We start from the raw sequence: 16,048 nt of genomic DNA, 5'->3' as shown, positions 1-16,048 counted from the left end.
CGAGCCATGCCAGAAGTGCCGGAGTTACCGGATCTTGATCGGTTAGCCAGTCTGGTTGATCATCGGAACGAAGAGCCGGACATCGAATACAAAACTTGGATGGATTTATCGTCGCCCGAGTGCAAATCAAAAATTGCAAAGCATCTATGTGCTCTAACAAACTTCGGAGGCGGATGGATAATATTCGGCGTCTCCGATGACGGCGATCACGCAGAACCCCATCCCGGTGAGCTGACCGGTTACAGCCAAGACATCATCAATGGCATTGTTTCTCGGTACCTTCATCCCGCATTTCATTGCAATGTGTATTTCGTTAGTTCAGGTATCACCGAAAAGAAATACCCGGTTGTTAAGGTGCCGCCACATGGGGCGCAACCTGTATGTGCAAAAACTGATGGCCCGTTAGTCAACAAAACCAGAGTCGGAGTAACCCAAGGCACTCACTACATCCGAGTGTCGGGCCCTCGGTCTGTCCCTATTGATCGACCGGAACTTTGGAAAGACATATTACACCGATGTGTTCTTGCTGAACGCAATCAGCTGCTCTCTTCCATCGGAAGACTGTTCGATACGCCAACAACTATAATCAACGCACCACTTCTAGAGGACTTTCTAGATAGCGGCGTTTTGCGCTGGAACGAGCTCCAGAAAGACGGATGGCCCGTTGACCCAATCGAGAATAAGAGCGCGGTATCGTTTCAGTTAACGCAGGACGACGGAGCGCCGGTTGCGCCCATCACTCTGCCAAAGCTCTTAAGCGGTTTACGGGAGGCTTCAAATTGGGCCGACGCTGAATGCGAATTTGCCGTCGCCCCGTTCGATATGACATACGCGGGTATGAGCCCACCATCTGTGTTTCTTTTTAAGGACATCGAAGGTTATGAAAGTGATGCCATCCTGAAAGATGGCGAATATCTCTTCGCGCCTTCGCTTTCGCGAGTGCTCGTGAACGGTATAGGCACGGAGGTTAGGCCGTATCACGAGGATACTGATTGGGTGAAAAGCGCAGTCGAACAAAGAAGCTCACGCAAGTGGAATCAAGGGGACAACATATCGCCTCGCTTCCAAGCTGCTCGAATGTATGCCTTCATTCTGTTCGTCAGGCATTTTTCTCAATCTTACGTAGACGCGAGGAAATGCGCATTCGTTGTCGACTTTCAGGGGCTGAACAATCGCGTCCTTTCTGATACCAAAGGTTTCGATTTTAGAGGCAGGAAACAGTCCACGACTGCGAAGCGCCGTTTCCGACTGGAGACCAGTCTTGAAAAACTCTTGGGAGATGGAGCCTTAGAAACTACTGTCTCGTTGCTGAATCCTATGTTTCGTCTTTTTCACGGCACTGAAATTGATGCTGCATTCGTGCGAAATCAGACTCGAGATATCTAGCAGGCCGTACAACTTGGATGGAAGAAGCGACAGCCGGGGCCAGTCGCAGTAGCCATTTCCGCATCTCGCTTCTTTCATGAAGGCTACGGCTCCCCTCACCTCAGCCCCGTCCCGTGGCACCGCTGGCACTTCACCACTTTCTCGCCCTTCTTCAGCAGGCCCTTGCCTTCGCAATTCTTGCACTTCTGCTTCTTCTTGGTGTTAGGGCCTTTCTGGTTCGGTCTATCGTCTGCCATGAGGGCCTCCTGCGCGTGATATGAAACGGTAATGACGGGCTTAGCACGCTTGCGTGCGGCTCGTGCATCGTTTCGCCGCGCGGATGCGGGTTGAAAACCGGGTCTGATGGGATCATCCTTGCGACGGGTCGCATATCGGCCACGACTCAGACGAGAACCAGCCCGTGACCGCCACTGCCAAACATCCAGCCGAGACCGAGACCCCGGCCACCTCCCCGCCCGCCAGCCATGCCCTATAAGCTCGCCATCTTCGATTTCGACGGCACGCTGTCCGACAGCTTCTCGTGGTTCCTCAGCGTCATCAATTCCGTCGCCGACAAGCACAAGTTTCAGCGCGTCGAACGCGACCGCATCGACGAGTTGCGGAGCGTCGGCGCCGGTGAGCTGATCCGGCTGCTCGGTGTCGCCAAATGGCGGATCCCGTTGATTGCGCGCGACATGCGCAAGCGCAAGGCGCAGCAGATCGACCGCATTTCGCTGTTCCCGGGCGTCGACCGCATGTTCTGTGAATTGAAGGCGCGTGGCATGACGATTGCGATCGTCAGCTCCGATAGCGAGGACAATGTCCGACACGTGCTCGGCGATCTCGATCAGCACGTCGCCTATTTCGCCTGCGGCGCCGGCCTGTTCGGCAAGACGGCGAAATTCCAGCGCATCCTTGAACTCACCGGCATCTCTGTCGATGACACGATCAGCATCGGCGACGAGATCCGCGATATCGACGCTGCACGCGAGGCCGGAATCGATTTCGGCGCGGTGACGTGGGGCTATACCAGCGGAGCGGCCCTGAAAGCGCGCACGCCGAATTATGTGTTTTCCCGGATCGACGAAGTCATCGCGACGCTGGCTGTGCCAGGACGCTAACGGCCGGCCAAAGACAGACGAAACCCGCCGGCCTCACGACAAGACCGGCGGGCCTGATCGCTTGTTGTCACTGCCCGTGCTGGGCCATTTCCCCATCACTCAGATCCCAGTCCTGCCACAACTGCAGTGCTGCCAGCAGCACCACGAGACCGCCGAGGCAGGTATGGATGAATCTGAGCATGCCGTCGCCGGAATAACCAAAGAAAAGTGGCGAGGCGATCAGCCACAGACCGAGAATGATCGCGGCCACCTCCTCCCAGCGTTGCAGCGCGACATACTCAAGCTGCGCAAGGCCAAATACCAGGACGCCAACCGCCACCGTGTTAATGATTATGGCGCTGGGGGTCCCCCCGGTATATTGATGACCGTTCTGCGTAGGAAACCAGGGCGAGAGCGCAATCAGAACGCCAAGCGCCATGCCAAACCAGTCTTCCCACGTGCGATGCGTACCGAGAAACCGAGAGTCTGACATCGTGACCTCCTCCAAAAGAGGCATACGTCAGCGGCCGTTGGCATGACACTCCAACTGTCAAACGACCGATCCGGCCGCTTCGGGGCGTATGTCTACAATTGACGTAGGAACCTGCTTTGCCTTTGCAAGGCCACGCCAAAGCCATTTTTCACAGCGCGCAGAACGGCAAAGAGCCCCGCGCGACGACACGGATTTCCCCTGTCAGAGAAGCATGCGGTGGCTGCATTGCACCCGTTTAGAAATGACTGCTACCTTCTCCAGGATACCTGTGAATGGAATGAGAATGAGCACGGTTTATAACAATACTTCGCTTCACCGTTTCGAACTTGCCGTCGACGGCCATATCGCTTTTTCCGAATATACCCGGACGTCCGATACCATCACCTTCGTCCACACCGTCGTGCCAGAGGAATTGGGCGGCAGGGGTATCGGCTCACAGCTTGCCCGCGGCGCGCTCGATGCCGTGCGTGCACAGGGATTGAAGGTCGTGGCGCAGTGCCCCTTCATCGCGGCATATATCGCGAAACATGCGGACTATCAGGATTTGCTGAAAGACGCGGCATGACCGGCGTTCGCGACAACAAGGCGCTCAATCGCTTCGAGCTGGATGTCGGCGACTCCGTCGCCTTTGCGAATTATCGCCGTGCCGGCGATCGCGTCATCATCACGCATACCGAGACGCCGCCTGCCCTGCGCGGCCGCGGCATCGCGTCAGAACTGGTCAAGGGCGCGCTCGGATTGATCCGTGCGAATGGGCTGAAGGTCGTGGCGGGTTGTTCGTTTGTGGTGGATTATCTGCGCCAGCATGCGGACTATGCGGACCTGGTCGGCTAGCCACACACACGTCTTTCCGGGGCGCGCCACTTGGCGCGCTCCCGGAATCTCGAAGTGTTTTGAGTCTTCCTTACATCGGGATTCCGGGTCTGTGCTTAGTCGGCGTCGCCGACTTGCGCACATCCCGGAATGACGAATGGATTGCGAACTCAAACGACCTTGATCGACATGTCCGGCAAGCCCTGGATCTTGCAAAGCAGCACGTCGCCTTTCACGACCGGGCCGACATTCTCCGGTGTGCCGGAATAGATGATGTCGCCAGCCTTCAGCTCGAAGGCGTCCGAGAGTTTCGATATCTGCTCGGCGACGCTCCAGATCATCTTGTCGAGGTCGGAGGTCTGCTTCACGGTGCCATTCACGGCGAGCGAGATCGGACCCTTGGTCATGTGCCCGGTCTTGCTGACCGGATGGATCGGGCCGATGACTGCGGCGTGGTCAAAACTCTTGCCGATCTCCCATGGCTTCTTCTCGTCGCCCATGGCGCGTTGCAGATCGCGGCGCGTCATGTCGAGTCCGACAGCATAGCCATAGACATGGTCGAGCGCCTTATCCACGGGGATATTGGTGCCGCCGGATTTCAGCGCGGCGACGAGTTCGACCTCGTAATGATAGTTCTTGGTGAGCGACGGATACGGGTGATCGGCGACCTCGCCGATCTTGACGTTCTGGATCGCGTCGGTCGGCTTCTGGAAGAAGAACGGCGGCTCGCGCGTCGGGTCCGATCCCATCTCGCGGGAATGCGCTGCGTAGTTGCGGCCGATGCAATAGATGCGGCGCACCGGAAACACGTCGGTCTCGCCGACGATGGGAATCGTTACCGTCGCGACCGAGAATATGCCCTTGGGACCGGCCTGCGCCTGAGCGGCCTCGCCCGCCAATGCGGTGCCAGCCAGGGCAACGGCACCGGTGGTCAGAATCGTTCTGCGGTTGATGGGGTCCATGGCGTTTCTCCTCGTATGTTTTGTCTTGTTTTCTGGTCTTGTATTTATGCGTGCTGGTATACCACAGCAAAAAGGCCCGCGCGAGCGCGGGCCTTCCACTCCGTCCCAAACGGAAAGTTTAGTGCTTGATGTCGGCCGGCAGCTTGCCACCATTGGCGGCGAGCTTGGTCATCATCTGCTTGTGCAGCCAGATGTTCATGCTGGCGGAATCGCTGGTGTCGCCGGTGTAACCGAGCTCCTTGGCGAGATCCTTGCGAGCCGACAGGCTGGAGTCGATGTCGAGCGCCTTCATCAGGTCGACGATCGAGGTCTTCCATTCCAGCTTTTCGCCCTTGGCCGCCACGGCCTTGTCGAGGATCGCAGCAACGTCAACACTGTCCATCGGCGCGGCGCCGGCGGGAGCCGAACCGCCGGCGGCCGGCGCGGCATCAGGGGATGCTGCACTGGCGCTGGTGCCGAAAATCGCGCCCATGATCTTTCCGAAAATGCTCATATGTCGCTCCCAATAGCTTTCGTGACAGATTGAAGAATTCGTGCCGTGTTTGGTTCCGGCAGCACCAGCCGGTTCATACTTGTATCCGCCCACCGCTCGCTTGCCAATGCGACGCGATAGACTGCCGGGGAAGAGTCGTTCCAAGCCAACCTTCCAAACCAACCGTCCAAGCCAGTTGGCAAAGTCATCGACAGACCGTTTGACATCGGTAGCAAGGTCCGACTGAATTGAGGCGAAAGCCCGGCCGCTGCATTGCAGCGCTGTGAATGTCGGACGACATTTTCACCGAAGCGTGAGCCACGGCGCTAGGTGCTGTGCACGCCGCAAGGCTGGCAGTTCATCGTCTTCAATGGCGCAGCGACGAGTAACGTGGACCGCTGATCTCGCCCAATGACGGCCTCTCGCAGAATTGCGTGAGAGGCCGTCATGCTGTTCTGATATCACTGCGCAAGCCTTGTTTTGGCCGTGGTTCACCGGAAGGCTTATCGCGCACTATCGTTCGCGACACACGATTTCATCATCGAATGAGAGCCTTGAGACCATGCGCGCCCTGCTTTGTACGTTTCTGCTTGGTACAGTCCTGATCTCGCCGCTAGCGCCAGCCCTTGCTGCGCCTTCCTGCGGCACTGGCAGTTTCGATGGTTGGCTCGCCGCCTTCAAGACGGAAGCCGTCGGTAAGGGCATTTCTCAGAAGACCGTCGATGCAGCACTGACCGGCGTCACCCTCGACAACAGCGTATTATCGCGCGATCGCGGCCAGCAGGTCTTCAAACAAAGCTTCGAGGAATTCTCCGGACGCATGGTGCCGCCAAGGCTGCGTCGCGGCAGCGACATGCTGAAGCGTTACGGCTCGGTGCTCGGACGCATCGAACAGCAATATGGCGTGCCCGGTCCGGTGCTGGTGGCGATCTGGGGATTGGAGACCGACTATGGCGTGAACGTCGGCAAATTCCCTACCATCCGCGCCATCGCGTCGCTCGCATATGATTGTCGACGCGCCGAGATGTTTCGCGGTGAATTGCTCGATGCCCTGCGCATCGTCGACCGCGGCGACCTCGCGCCTGCCGAGATGCATGGCGCCTGGGCCGGCGAAATCGGCCAGACGCAATTCATGCCATCGTCCTACCTGAAATTCGCTGTCGACTTCGACGGCAATGGCCATCGCGACCTGCTGCGCAGCGCGCCCGACGTACTGGCCTCAACGGCAAACTACCTCGCCAGTTATGGCTGGAAGCGCGATCAGGATTTTGCGCCGGGGACTGCGAATTTCGCGGTCATTCAGCAGTGGAACAAGAGCGAGGTCTATTCGAAGACCATCGCCACTTTCGCCAGTCAGCTCGCCAAAGAACCATAGGCTCGCATGGGATGATGGAAGGGCCGTCCGCTCCTCAGCAAGCGGCCCCTCCCGTGATGTCCTACTTCGTCATGCCGACATGCATGGCCCTGGTCAGATGGACCGCACACGCGCGCATCTTGTTGTCGAGCAACGCGGTCTGCGCATCCGTCATTTCCTTGAACGCAACCCACTTCGCATCGCCGTCCGGCATCGCTTCGACGGCGGTTTCGGTTTTCAGCAGGTTGCTGCCGCTGCAGCCTTCCATACGCGCAGCCGAAGCCGGCACCGTAGCGAACACAACAGCAGCCATGGCGGCCGCTCCCAGTAATCTTGTGATCATCTTGTTTGTCCTTCGCAACAGAACCGACGCCATTGCCGGATTCTGTAGAAGGAATTGATACGTCCCGCTGCGATCCAGGAAATAACAGCCGCAGTGAATTGAATGTGAGCCGGTTGTGATCGCCACCAAGAACACTCAACTTTTTGGCGCTTCAGACATCACGAGCAACAAACTTACACAAATGTAATTCGCGCGATTTCACTGACGTCGCGGCATCGGCCTTTTGATGTGCTTCCGGAGGCCAGCAGCAACCGCGTTTCGCGCAGGACCTCGAGTTGCATATGTATTTGCCTTCACGCATGCAGTTTAGAGAAAAGTTGCCCCGCAAGCCTCACGTAAGGATGATTTATTGTTCACTCCTAATACTCGTATGCGAATCACGCATAGCGACGCCAGAGAGGAACTTACGAGGAACCGCCGAGTGCGCTGGCTGATTGAGGTCAGAAAGGCTTCATCGCGCCGGTTCAGCCGGCGGCATCCGGCTGAGCTTTGGAACACCTCCAAATGCATGATTTAACTGACTAATTAACAGCTAGAATCATCGCTAAAGGTGCCTCAATACGCACTGTGCCCGCAAAATCACCTCCCAGCGCCAAGAGGTTAATCATTCCTTGCGCGAGCTATGCAGTTCTTGATTAGCTGCATCGCAACATCTCGACTGCTGCACTGCGATATTGTCACCTATATTCACTTCAACAGCGAAGCACCTCGCAAGAGATGAATCGCTTAACGAAGGAGAACTCAAATGCTGCTTTCATTCATCCGCATGATCCAGGCGTTCCGCGACTATCAGCGCAACGTTGCCGAACTCTCCCAGCTCAGCGATCGCGAGCTTTCCGACATCGGTCTCGACCGTTCGGACATTCCGCGTGTTGCTTCTGGCGCCTATAACGGCTGATCCGTCAGGACGTTCTATCTGTCCTGCCTGACGTTTCACGGATTGCGCCCGCCTCGCGCGGGCGCAATCGTGGTTCCCTGAAGACACCGTCTTCGGAGCCAGACGCGTTCGAACCAAAGCGTCTTCAAAGCTTTGGCTAACCGGCCGAATTTCCGCGAAGCGAATTCCACTTCGCGCCGAAACGCGCTACATGCGGGGCCATGACAACAGCCCCAAACCCAGACGACTGCGTCCATGTGATCGGCGCGGGCCTCGCCGGCTCGGAAGCCGCCTGGCAAGTCGCCAATGCCGGCATTCCCGTAATCTTGCACGAGATGCGGCCGCACCAGATGACCGACGCCCATCGCACCGATGGCCTCGCCGAACTGGTCTGCTCCAATTCCTTCCGTTCTGACGACGCGCTCAACAACGCTGTCGGCCTGCTGCACGCCGAGATGCGCAAGCTGGGCTCGCTGATCATGCGCTGCGCCGATGCCAACCAGGTGCCCGCCGGCGGCGCACTGGCAGTGGATCGCGACGGCTTCTCCGATGCCGTGACCAAGGCGCTGAACGACCACCCGCTCATCACCATCGACCGCGCCGAAGTCGCCGGCCTGCCGCCAGCCGACTGGCGCAACGTCATTGTTGCGACAGGGCCATTGACCTCCGCAGCGCTCGCGGACGGCATCCGTGGACTGACCGACGAGAACGCGCTGGCCTTCTTCGATGCCATCGCACCGATTGTGCACAAAGACTCGATCGACATGGAGATCGCCTGGTTCCAGTCGCGCTACGACAAGGTCGGGCCCGGCGGCACCGGCGCCGACTACATCAACTGCCCGATGACCCATGAGCAATATGATGCCTTCATCGATGCGCTGCTGGCGGGCGAAAAGACCGACTTCAAGGAATGGGAAACCAACACGCCCTATTTCGACGGCTGCCTGCCCATCGAAGTGATGGCCGAGCGCGGCCGCGAAACGCTGCGTCACGGCCCGATGAAGCCGGTGGGCCTTACCAACCCCAGGGATCCCCTGGTGAAGCCCTACGCCATCGTGCAGCTGCGCCAGGACAACAAGCTCGGCACGCTCTACAACATCGTCGGTTTCCAGACGAAGCTGAAATACGGCCCGCAGCAGCAAGCATTGCGGATGATCCCCGGCCTGCAGAATGCCGAATTCGCACGGCTTGGCGGCCTGCATCGCAACACCTTCCTGAACTCGCCGAAGTTGCTCGACGACCAACTCCGCCTGAAGGCGCAGCCGCGGCTGCGTTTCGCCGGCCAGATGACCGGCTGCGAAGGTTATGTGGAGTCCGCCAGCGTCGGCTTGATCGTCGGTCTCTATGCAGCGGCCGATGCCAAGCACCAGTCGCTGGCTCCGCCACCCGTGACGACGGCGCTGGGTTCGTTGCTCGGCCATATCACCGGCGGCCACATCGAAACTGTTGATGCAGGCCCGCGCTCGTTCCAGCCGATGAACATCAATTTCGGCCTGTTCCCGCCGCTGGCCCAAGCGCCGACCAAAAGGCCCGACGGCTCGCGGCTGCGCGGCAACGAGAAGACCGTTGCCAAGAAGCAGGCGATGAGCGTGCGGGCGCTGGCTGACATGGATGACTGGATTGCCGCCAGCCTGCCCGTTGCAGCCGCGGCATGACGCCGGCGATTTGAATTTCAGGATTGTTCGATGAGTTTGCCGCCACAGGACGCCGCTGCGCTGTCCAAGACCTGGACCGAAGGCGTGTTGCTGAAACGCGACGTGTTCTCGACCGTCGAGCGCGGCCGCTATCGCACGTCATCGGGCGAAGTCGATGCGGTGCTGCGCCGGCTCGACCAGGTGCCGTGGTGGTCATATCTGCTGGCGCTGCATCTGTTCACGCGGGAACGCCGCGCACTGACGCTGGCGCGCGATCTGCGCGTCGGGCCTGAATTGCTCTGGGCCGGCGACCGCGCGCTGGTGCGCGGCTTCATCGACGGCGTCGCACTGCATCTCGCCAAGCCGCATCACGATGCGCGCTATTTCAAATCCGCGAAGCTGGCGCTGCGCAAGCTGCATCGCATGGGCGTGTGCCATAACGATCTCGCCAAGGAACAGAACTGGCTGCGCGGCAGCGACGGCCTCGCCTACGTCACCGACTTCCAGCTCGCGGTCTGTTTCAAGTCTCGCAGCCAGTTGTTTCGCATCGCCGCCTATGAAGATCTGCGTCACCTCCTGAAGCACAAGCGCACTTACGCGCCAGAACTGCTGACGCCGAAGGAAAAGGCGATCCTGTCGAAGAAGTCGCTGCCGGCGCGGATCTGGCTGATGACCGGCAAGAAGGTCTATCGCGCCATCACACGCGGCATCTTCAACTTCACCGACCGCGAGGGCGGCGGCAAGCGTCTGGTCAACGACGCCCCCCCTCTGCTCGAGATCATCAAACAGAACCCGGCGGTGCGCGACGCGTCGATCGTCGCCTTTGCCGACCGGCGCACCGGCGTCGGGCTCTATGCATTCGTGGAAGCCGATGACGTCGCGCTGGAAACGAAGCTGCAGGGTGAGTTAGCCGCCGCCAAGGGCGCAAAGCCGCCTGAGCATCTGCAGGTCGTCGCATCCCTGCCCCGCGACGCCTCCGGCCGCATTCGCACCGAAGTGCTGCAGCTCGTCGCCATGAACCAGGTCGATCTGCTGGAGCCGCTGATGACCAGCGACGCCGATCGCGCGTTCCTGAAGGGCATTCTGGAGTCGCGGAAGAACCTGCGCGACCGTTTCAATTTCGAGACGACAGACCAGAAGCTGACGTCACACTGAGCGCGAGGCGCGCCACAGCGTCCAGAGGGTCCGCAAGCGCGATCTGAGGTGGAGTTCGAACGGATCGTGATCTGCTCGGGCCATTTGCGCCAGATCGTGCATCACCAGCGCCATGGGCAGGAACGCTGTACGCGCAGCCGGCGACACATCGGCGAGCATTCCCTGCGCTGTCGCGAGTTGCTCCTGCGCGCCTGATATCAGCCGATCCAGCGTTGCACGGATGCCTGGCGTCATCTTGCCGGCAAACATCTGATCGGCGCTGCTGCCGTTCTGCAGCAGCATGTCCTGGGGAACGAACAATTGCCGCCGCATAGTGTCGTAGGGCAAACGCGCGATGATCCGCGCGACGCCTTGGGCCAGCCCGGCATGCTCGGCGACATGAGCGCTGGCCTCGGACCCGTCGCCGAGGATCTTTGCCGATGAGAACAGCAAAGTCCCGAGCGTATCGCGAAAGTGGCTCTCGAGCAGCGCGAGATCCGGCATCGGGTCGTTGTAGAGATCGAAGATGTGCACATCGATCAGCTTGGACAGCATGTCGATGGAAAGATCATGCGCGCGGATCGCTAGCAGTAATTCGGCAGCAACGGGGTTCTGTTCGACATCGCCATGACCTGCGCCGGCCAGCATATCGGTCCACCATTGCAACCGGATCTCGCCAGGCAATGGCTGTTTCACGAGCTCGCGGACGCGGGTAATTTCCGTATTGAACGCATAGAGCGCCAGCAGCGAACGGCGCTTGTCGGCAGGCACGAACAAGGTCGCCGCGTAGCGGTCAAAGTCATGGCTGCGCACCAACTCCGCGCAGAAAGCCGCGGAGCTCTGATCAGCACCACTCATGGCACCGCGATCAGCGCAGCGGCAACGCGGCGGCGCTCGCCCAACATGACATTATAGGTGCGGATCGCCGGGCCGGTTTGCATCGCGTCGATCACCACGTGAAGATTGCGCAAGGCGTTGCGAAGATCGTTCGGGACGATCCAGACCTCGTTGCCAGTGCCGATGATCAGCGTGTCGATGCCCGCTGCGCCTTCGAACACACGCCGCAGCGAATGGCGGTCGATGTCACTGGCCTTGGTCACCGACCACGCCCACACCGCATCGGGCAGGCAGAGCAGCGAGCCCTGATGCGACATGGTGTCGAAGTGGAAGCCGCCCTTGCCGTAGGCTTCGATGGCGGCCGAGCGCGGAAGGTGCGGCGCTTCGGGATCGACCGGCATCTCAGGGCTTCGGCTTCGCGGCCGGCTTGTCGGCGTCTTCGCGGTGTTCGCCGACGCCGAGATAGATCAGCAGCGGCGCAGCGATGAAGATCGAGGTGTAGGTGCCGACCAGCACGACGCCGAAGATCATGACGGCGGTGAAGGAGTGGATCGCCTGGCCGCCAAACGCGTAGAGCGCCAGCAGCGCCAGCGTCACGGTGACGTGGGTGATAATCGAACGCGACAGCGTCGAATTGATCGACTCGTTCAGCAGCTCCGGCATCGGCATCTTCTTGTAGCGACGCAGAATCTCGCGAATACGATCGTAGATGACCACGGTGTCATTCAGCGAATAACCGAGAATGGTCAGCAGCGCCGCAATACTGGTGAGATCGAAGTCGACCTGCGTGATCGACATGAAGCCGATCGTCAGCACGATATCGTGGACGTTGGCGATCATGGCGCCCAAGGCGAACTGCCATTCGAAGCGGAACCAGAGATAGATCAGGATGCCCATGATCGCGACGATCAGGCCGAGCATGCCGTAAGCCAGCAATTCGCCGGAGACGCGCGGACCCACCACTTCGACGCGGCGATATTCGACGCTGTCACCGAGGGCTGCACGAACCTTCTGAACGGCGGCCTGCTGCGCGGCATCGCCACCCGGCTGTTCGGCCAGACGGATCAGCACGTCGGCCGCGCCGCCGAACTGCTGCAGCTGCACGTCGCCGAGTTGCAGGGCGGCGAGCGTCGAGCGCATCGCGCTGATATCGGCCGTACCGGATTTGGCCTGGACTTCGAGCAGCGTGCCACCCTTGAAGTCGATGCCGAAATTCAGCCCGTGCGTGAAGAACAGCACGATGGCGAGGATCGACAGCAGCGCCGAAATCGGGAACGAGATGCGGCGGAAGCGCGTGAAATCGAACTTCGTATCGTCGGGCACGATGCGGAGCGACGGCAACAGATCGAAGATTGCCACGATCGACAGAATGACGATCAGCGCGCCCAGGCCTGCCAGAACCATTTGTGTCGTTGTCAAAGTCTGCTCCGTAAACTCAAATCGGCACGCTGGTCGGCCGCTTCCACCTGACCCAGCCGGCGACGATCAGACGGGTCACGGTGAAGGCCGTGAAAACCGTTGTGATGATGCCAATGCCAAAGGTCACGGCGAAGCCGCGGACCGGTCCGGTGCCGATGTAAAACAGCACCGCAGCGGCGATGAAGGTCGTGATGTTGGAATCCAGAATGGTCGCCAGCGCGCGCTTGAAGCCGGCATCGATCGCCGAAATGGCGGTGCGGCCGGCGCGCAATTCCTCGCGGATGCGCTCATAAATCAGCACGTTGGAGTCCACGGCGATGCCGACTGTCAGCACGATGCCGGCGATACCGGGCAGCGTCAGCGTGGCGTTGAGCAGCGACAGGATGCCGAAGATCATCAGCACGTTGATGGTCACCGCGATGTTGGCGAACAGGCCGAACAGGCGGTAGGTCAGCAGCATGAAGACGATGACGAGGATCGAGCCGACATAGGCCGCAAGCTCGCCCTTGGCGATCGAGTCGGCGCCGAGGCCGGGGCCAACGGTACGCTCCTCGATGATGCTGAGCGGCGCAGGCAGCGCGCCGGCACGCAGCAGGATCGCGAGATCATTGGCGCCCTGCACCGTGAAGCTACCGGAGATCTGGCCAGAGCCGCCGGTGATCGGCTCGCGAATGACCGGGGCGGAGACCACTTCGTTATCGAGCACAATGGCGAAGGGCAGATTGACGTTCTTCACCGTGGCATCGGCGAACTTGCGGGCGCCGGACGTGTTGAAGCGGAAGGAGACGATCGGCTCGTTGGTGCGCTGATCGAAGCCCGGCTGCGCATCGGTCAGGTCAGCGCCCGAGACCAGCACTTCCTTCTTCACGAGATACGGCGTCTTCGGAGACTGCGAGCTCATCAGGAGTTCGGAATCCGGCGGCACCCTGCCTTGCGCCTGCTCGGCCGGGAGCGAGGTGTCGACCATGCGGAAGTCGAGCTTCGCCGTCTTGCCCAGCAATTCCTTGAGGCGGGTCGGGTCCTGCAGGCCGGGCACCTGCACCAGGATGCGATCGAGGCCCTGACGCTGGATCAACGGCTCGACGGTGCCGAGTTCGTTGACGCGGCGCTCGACGATCTGGATCGACTGTTCGACCGACTGGCGAATGCGGTCATTGATCGCTGCCGGCGGCACCGAAAGACGGATCAGGCCGTTGCCTGCGTCCGAGACTTCCAGGCTGCGCTGGCCGCTCTGCCCCATCAAGCCGCCGAGCGGCTGTGACAGTTCACGCAGCTTGGTGAGCGCGGTCTGATACTCGGTGTCCTTGGTGATACGGACTTCGACATTGTCGCCGCGAACGCCAAGGCCGGTATAGACGATCTTGGCATCACGCAGTGTGCGGCGGACGTCGTCGCGCACCTGATCGAGCTTGTCCTTCTTGACCGAATTGGCATCGACCTCGAGCAGGATGTGCGAGCCACCCTGCAAGTCGAGGCCGAGCACCAGATGGCGCTGCGCCCATTTCGGCCAGGTTTTCACGGTGGCTTCGGGGAAGAAATTCGGAACCGCGCACAGGCAGACCACGAGCGCCGTCAGAATGACCGCCAGCGCCTTCCACCGCGTGAAATACAACATCGAGATGATCCGTCAGATTCTTGAAATGGCGACGCGCAAACGCATCAGCTCGCGGCCGCGTCGTCCTTGGCATCAGCCTTGTCCGCCTTCTCCTTGGCGGGCTCACCCTTGGTGCGCACGCCCGAGATCATCGTGCGGAGCTGACGTACGCGAACGCCTTCGGCGAGTTCGAACTCAACCTGCTCGTCATCGACCACCTTGGTGACCTTGCCGACCAAACCGCCCGAGGTGACGATGGTGTCGCCGCGGCGGATGTTCTTCACCATCTCGGCGTGGTCCTTCACCTTCTTCTGCTGCGGACGCAGGATCAGGAAATACATGATCACGAAGATCAGCGCGAAAGGCAGCAGCGACATCAGCATGCTGTTGGTGTCGCCGCCGGCTGCAGCCTGGGCAAACGCAGGGGTAATGAACATCGGGAAGTCCTCGTAAACGCTGGGGAATAAACCGGCGACGCGTCGGCGTTCGGCCGGTTTGGGTAAATTCGCGCGGACTATAGCGGCCGGCGTCCCAATTGCAACGCCGGTAAACCCTCTGATTTGTCTGCGATTTGTACCGCTTGCGGATGTGTTCCGGGCTCGATATGGGTGCGCGCCGAGGAAAGTCAAAAATGTCAAAAAAGCCCAATAAAACAAGCAGCCGCCCTGCTAAAAAGGCTCCCGCGACCCGCACGTCAAAGACCGTCCGCACGACCGCGGCAAAACGTCCGCGACCAGCCGCCGCCCCCCTGATCGACGAACGGATCGCACTCGCCCTTGAGGCCATTGCCGCCGGCATGGCCGCCGCAGCGCCGAAGCGCTCCAATGCCGATTCTCTGGCCCAGGCCGACGCCTTCATCTGGCATCCCGACGGCCGTCTGGCCCCAGTCCCCAAAGTCAGCCGGGTCGATATTGGCTTGCTGCAGGGCATCAATCAGCAGGTCGACACCCTGATCGAGAACACCCGGCGCTTCGCCAACGGCCTGCCGGCCAACAACGCGCTGCTCTGGGGGGCGCGCGGCATGGGCAAGTCGTCGCTGGTCAAGGCGGCGCATGCCTCGGTCAATGCCAGCAAGTCCGTCGCCGGCCGCCTCAAGCTGGTCGAGATCCATCGCGAGGATATTGAAAGTCTGCCCGCCCTGATGGAACAGATCCGCGCTTCGGATTTCTATTTCATCGTGTTCTGCGATGATCTTTCTTTCGACGGCAACGATGCGTCCTACAAATCGCTGAAAGCCGTATTGGAAGGCGGCATCGAAGGCCGGCCGGACAACGTGATCCTCTATGCGACCTCGAACCGCCGCCATCTTCTGGCGCGCGAGATGATCGAGAACGAACGCTCGACCGCGATCAATCCCGGCGAAGCCGTCGAAGAGAAGGTGTCGCTGTCGGATCGTTTCGGCCTCTGGCTCGGCTTCCACAAATGCAGCCAGGACGAATATCTCGACATGGTGCGCGGCTATTGCAGCCACTATGGCCTCAAGACCGACGCCGCCGAGCTGGAGCGAGACGCATTGGAATGGTCGACCACCCGTGGCTCGCGCTCAGGTCGCGTGGCCTGGCAGTTCGTGCAGGAGCTCGCTGGCCGTCTCGGCGTGAAGCTGGCCACAAAGTAAAGGCAAATGCCGCCCCGTCATGACAACGGAGCGGCA

Annotated in this window: 19 protein-coding genes; 9 read left to right on the top strand and 10 right to left on the bottom strand. The window is 60.2% G+C overall.

Annotated features, from left to right (window positions below):
- Positions 1-6: 6 nt before the first annotated feature.
- Positions 7-1,386 (top strand): AlbA family DNA-binding domain-containing protein, encoded by a 1,380-nt coding sequence (locus AB8A50_RS05315; RefSeq protein ID WP_439077085.1) that lies wholly within the window; start codon positions 7-9, stop codon positions 1,384-1,386.
- A gap of 95 nt (positions 1,387-1,481) precedes the next feature.
- Here AB8A50_RS05315 and AB8A50_RS05310 read toward each other — a convergent pair whose 3' ends face one another.
- Positions 1,482-1,622 carry a hypothetical protein gene (locus AB8A50_RS05310; RefSeq protein WP_165826921.1) on the bottom strand — a complete coding sequence of 47 codons (141 nt, stop codon included), beginning with the start codon at positions 1,620-1,622 and terminating at the stop codon, positions 1,482-1,484.
- 228 nt (positions 1,623-1,850) lie between these two features.
- Here AB8A50_RS05310 and AB8A50_RS05305 point away from each other — a divergent pair, with 228 nt between their 5' ends.
- Positions 1,851-2,486 carry an HAD-IA family hydrolase gene (locus tag AB8A50_RS05305; protein ID WP_089264461.1) on the top strand — a complete coding sequence of 212 codons (636 nt, stop codon included), beginning with the start codon at positions 1,851-1,853 and terminating at the stop codon, positions 2,484-2,486.
- Between the two features lie 67 nt (positions 2,487-2,553).
- On the opposite strand, the gene AB8A50_RS05300 is transcribed toward AB8A50_RS05305, so the two are convergent.
- Positions 2,554-2,958 carry an SPW repeat domain-containing protein gene (locus AB8A50_RS05300; protein ID WP_089264717.1) on the bottom strand — a complete coding sequence of 135 codons (405 nt, stop codon included), beginning with the start codon at positions 2,956-2,958 and terminating at the stop codon, positions 2,554-2,556.
- A gap of 283 nt (positions 2,959-3,241) precedes the next feature.
- Between AB8A50_RS05300 and AB8A50_RS05295 the strand changes: the two genes are divergently transcribed.
- Positions 3,242-3,523 carry a GNAT family N-acetyltransferase gene (locus AB8A50_RS05295; protein ID WP_439077084.1) on the top strand — a complete coding sequence of 94 codons (282 nt, stop codon included), beginning with the start codon at positions 3,242-3,244 and terminating at the stop codon, positions 3,521-3,523.
- Complete coding sequence (locus tag AB8A50_RS05290; protein ID WP_439077083.1) at positions 3,520-3,792, top strand: GNAT family N-acetyltransferase; 273 nt, start codon at positions 3,520-3,522, stop codon at positions 3,790-3,792. Before AB8A50_RS05295 ends, AB8A50_RS05290 begins: the two co-directional genes overlap by 4 nt.
- A 149-nt stretch (positions 3,793-3,941) precedes the next feature.
- Here AB8A50_RS05290 and AB8A50_RS05285 read toward each other — a convergent pair whose 3' ends face one another.
- Together AB8A50_RS05285 and AB8A50_RS05280 are read right to left on the bottom strand one after the other, a co-directional pair.
- A complete protein-coding gene (locus tag AB8A50_RS05285) occupies positions 3,942-4,733 on the bottom strand; it encodes a fumarylacetoacetate hydrolase family protein (protein WP_439077082.1) in 792 nt (263 codons plus the stop codon).
- Between the two features lie 118 nt (positions 4,734-4,851).
- The gene (locus tag AB8A50_RS05280; protein WP_089264465.1) at positions 4,852-5,226 is read right to left on the bottom strand and encodes a DUF3597 domain-containing protein; all 375 of its coding nucleotides are present in this window, start codon (positions 5,224-5,226) and stop codon (positions 4,852-4,854) included.
- Positions 5,227-5,767: 541 nt separating this feature from the next.
- On the opposite strand from AB8A50_RS05280, the gene AB8A50_RS05275 reads away from it, so the two are divergent.
- Positions 5,768-6,580: a lytic murein transglycosylase gene (locus AB8A50_RS05275; RefSeq protein ID WP_184516344.1), complete on the top strand. Its 813-nt coding sequence runs from the start codon at positions 5,768-5,770 to the stop codon at positions 6,578-6,580.
- A 61-nt stretch (positions 6,581-6,641) separates the two neighbouring features.
- On the opposite strand, the gene AB8A50_RS05270 is transcribed toward AB8A50_RS05275, so the two are convergent.
- Positions 6,642-6,902 (bottom strand): hypothetical protein, encoded by a 261-nt coding sequence (locus AB8A50_RS05270; RefSeq protein WP_439077081.1) that lies wholly within the window; start codon positions 6,900-6,902, stop codon positions 6,642-6,644.
- Between the two features lie 745 nt (positions 6,903-7,647).
- Here AB8A50_RS05270 and AB8A50_RS05265 point away from each other — a divergent pair.
- From AB8A50_RS05265 to AB8A50_RS05255, 3 genes are all read left to right on the top strand, one after another.
- Positions 7,648-7,800 (top strand): DUF1127 domain-containing protein, encoded by a 153-nt coding sequence (locus tag AB8A50_RS05265; RefSeq protein ID WP_081421766.1) that lies wholly within the window; start codon positions 7,648-7,650, stop codon positions 7,798-7,800.
- A 200-nt stretch (positions 7,801-8,000) separates the two neighbouring features.
- Positions 8,001-9,434 (top strand): methylenetetrahydrofolate--tRNA-(uracil(54)-C(5))-methyltransferase (FADH(2)-oxidizing) TrmFO, encoded by a 1,434-nt coding sequence (gene trmFO, locus AB8A50_RS05260; RefSeq protein WP_439077080.1) that lies wholly within the window; start codon positions 8,001-8,003, stop codon positions 9,432-9,434.
- Positions 9,435-9,464: 30 nt separating this feature from the next.
- Complete coding sequence (locus AB8A50_RS05255) at positions 9,465-10,568, top strand: serine/threonine protein kinase (protein ID WP_439077079.1); 1,104 nt, start codon at positions 9,465-9,467, stop codon at positions 10,566-10,568.
- On the opposite strand, the gene AB8A50_RS05250 is transcribed toward AB8A50_RS05255, so the two are convergent.
- The 5 genes from AB8A50_RS05250 to yajC are packed head-to-tail and all read right to left on the bottom strand — an operon-like array spanning position 10,560 to position 14,834.
- The gene (locus tag AB8A50_RS05250) at positions 10,560-11,405 is read right to left on the bottom strand and encodes a phytoene/squalene synthase family protein (RefSeq protein ID WP_439077078.1); all 846 of its coding nucleotides are present in this window, start codon (positions 11,403-11,405) and stop codon (positions 10,560-10,562) included. The genes AB8A50_RS05255 and AB8A50_RS05250 overlap by 9 nt on opposite strands.
- The gene (locus AB8A50_RS05245; RefSeq protein WP_089264470.1) at positions 11,402-11,785 is read right to left on the bottom strand and encodes an Mth938-like domain-containing protein; all 384 of its coding nucleotides are present in this window, start codon (positions 11,783-11,785) and stop codon (positions 11,402-11,404) included. Before AB8A50_RS05245 ends, AB8A50_RS05250 begins: the two co-directional genes overlap by 4 nt.
- Before the next feature lies 1 nt (position 11,786).
- Complete coding sequence (gene secF / locus AB8A50_RS05240) at positions 11,787-12,788, bottom strand: protein translocase subunit SecF (RefSeq protein ID WP_170849718.1); 1,002 nt, start codon at positions 12,786-12,788, stop codon at positions 11,787-11,789.
- A gap of 31 nt (positions 12,789-12,819) precedes the next feature.
- Positions 12,820-14,418 carry a protein translocase subunit SecD gene (gene secD, locus AB8A50_RS05235; protein WP_093758696.1) on the bottom strand — a complete coding sequence of 533 codons (1,599 nt, stop codon included), beginning with the start codon at positions 14,416-14,418 and terminating at the stop codon, positions 12,820-12,822.
- A 44-nt stretch (positions 14,419-14,462) separates the two neighbouring features.
- Positions 14,463-14,834, bottom strand: coding sequence for a preprotein translocase subunit YajC (gene yajC, locus AB8A50_RS05230; protein ID WP_093758697.1), 372 nt, complete (start codon positions 14,832-14,834; stop codon positions 14,463-14,465).
- Positions 14,835-15,028: 194 nt separating this feature from the next.
- Here yajC and AB8A50_RS05225 point away from each other — a divergent pair, with 194 nt between their 5' ends.
- Complete coding sequence (locus tag AB8A50_RS05225; protein WP_439077077.1) at positions 15,029-16,012, top strand: ATP-binding protein; 984 nt, start codon at positions 15,029-15,031, stop codon at positions 16,010-16,012.
- The last annotated feature ends 36 nt before the right edge of the window (positions 16,013-16,048 follow it).

This window comes from Tardiphaga sp. 841_E9_N1_2 (genome assembly GCF_051811065.1).
GTDB lineage: Bacteria > Pseudomonadota > Alphaproteobacteria > Rhizobiales > Xanthobacteraceae > Tardiphaga > Tardiphaga robiniae.
This window is presented reverse-complemented; position numbering and strand designations above follow the sequence as displayed.

Excerpts from the sequence above, each read along its gene's own strand:
- AB8A50_RS05315 (WP_439077085.1), top strand. The coding sequence starts at position 7 with ATGCCAGAAGTGCCGGAGTTACCGGATCTTGATCGGTTAGCCAGTCTG.
- AB8A50_RS05310 (WP_165826921.1), bottom strand. The coding sequence starts at position 1,622 with ATGGCAGACGATAGACCGAACCAGAAAGGCCCTAACACCAAGAAGAAG.
- AB8A50_RS05305 (WP_089264461.1), top strand. The coding sequence starts at position 1,851 with ATGCCCTATAAGCTCGCCATCTTCGATTTCGACGGCACGCTGTCCGAC.
- AB8A50_RS05300 (WP_089264717.1), bottom strand. The coding sequence starts at position 2,958 with ATGTCAGACTCTCGGTTTCTCGGTACGCATCGCACGTGGGAAGACTGG.
- AB8A50_RS05295 (WP_439077084.1), top strand. The coding sequence starts at position 3,242 with ATGAGCACGGTTTATAACAATACTTCGCTTCACCGTTTCGAACTTGCC.
- AB8A50_RS05290 (WP_439077083.1), top strand. The coding sequence starts at position 3,520 with ATGACCGGCGTTCGCGACAACAAGGCGCTCAATCGCTTCGAGCTGGAT.
- AB8A50_RS05285 (WP_439077082.1), bottom strand. The coding sequence starts at position 4,733 with ATGGACCCCATCAACCGCAGAACGATTCTGACCACCGGTGCCGTTGCC.
- AB8A50_RS05280 (WP_089264465.1), bottom strand. The coding sequence starts at position 5,226 with ATGAGCATTTTCGGAAAGATCATGGGCGCGATTTTCGGCACCAGCGCC.
- AB8A50_RS05275 (WP_184516344.1), top strand. The coding sequence starts at position 5,768 with ATGCGCGCCCTGCTTTGTACGTTTCTGCTTGGTACAGTCCTGATCTCG.
- AB8A50_RS05270 (WP_439077081.1), bottom strand. The coding sequence starts at position 6,902 with ATGATCACAAGATTACTGGGAGCGGCCGCCATGGCTGCTGTTGTGTTC.
- AB8A50_RS05265 (WP_081421766.1), top strand. The coding sequence starts at position 7,648 with ATGCTGCTTTCATTCATCCGCATGATCCAGGCGTTCCGCGACTATCAG.
- trmFO (WP_439077080.1), top strand. The coding sequence starts at position 8,001 with ATGACAACAGCCCCAAACCCAGACGACTGCGTCCATGTGATCGGCGCG.
- AB8A50_RS05255 (WP_439077079.1), top strand. The coding sequence starts at position 9,465 with ATGAGTTTGCCGCCACAGGACGCCGCTGCGCTGTCCAAGACCTGGACC.
- AB8A50_RS05250 (WP_439077078.1), bottom strand. The coding sequence starts at position 11,405 with ATGAGTGGTGCTGATCAGAGCTCCGCGGCTTTCTGCGCGGAGTTGGTG.
- AB8A50_RS05245 (WP_089264470.1), bottom strand. The coding sequence starts at position 11,785 with ATGCCGGTCGATCCCGAAGCGCCGCACCTTCCGCGCTCGGCCGCCATC.
- secF (WP_170849718.1), bottom strand. The coding sequence starts at position 12,788 with ATGGTTCTGGCAGGCCTGGGCGCGCTGATCGTCATTCTGTCGATCGTG.
- secD (WP_093758696.1), bottom strand. The coding sequence starts at position 14,418 with ATGTTGTATTTCACGCGGTGGAAGGCGCTGGCGGTCATTCTGACGGCG.
- yajC (WP_093758697.1), bottom strand. The coding sequence starts at position 14,834 with ATGTTCATTACCCCTGCGTTTGCCCAGGCTGCAGCCGGCGGCGACACC.
- AB8A50_RS05225 (WP_439077077.1), top strand. The coding sequence starts at position 15,029 with ATGTCAAAAAAGCCCAATAAAACAAGCAGCCGCCCTGCTAAAAAGGCT.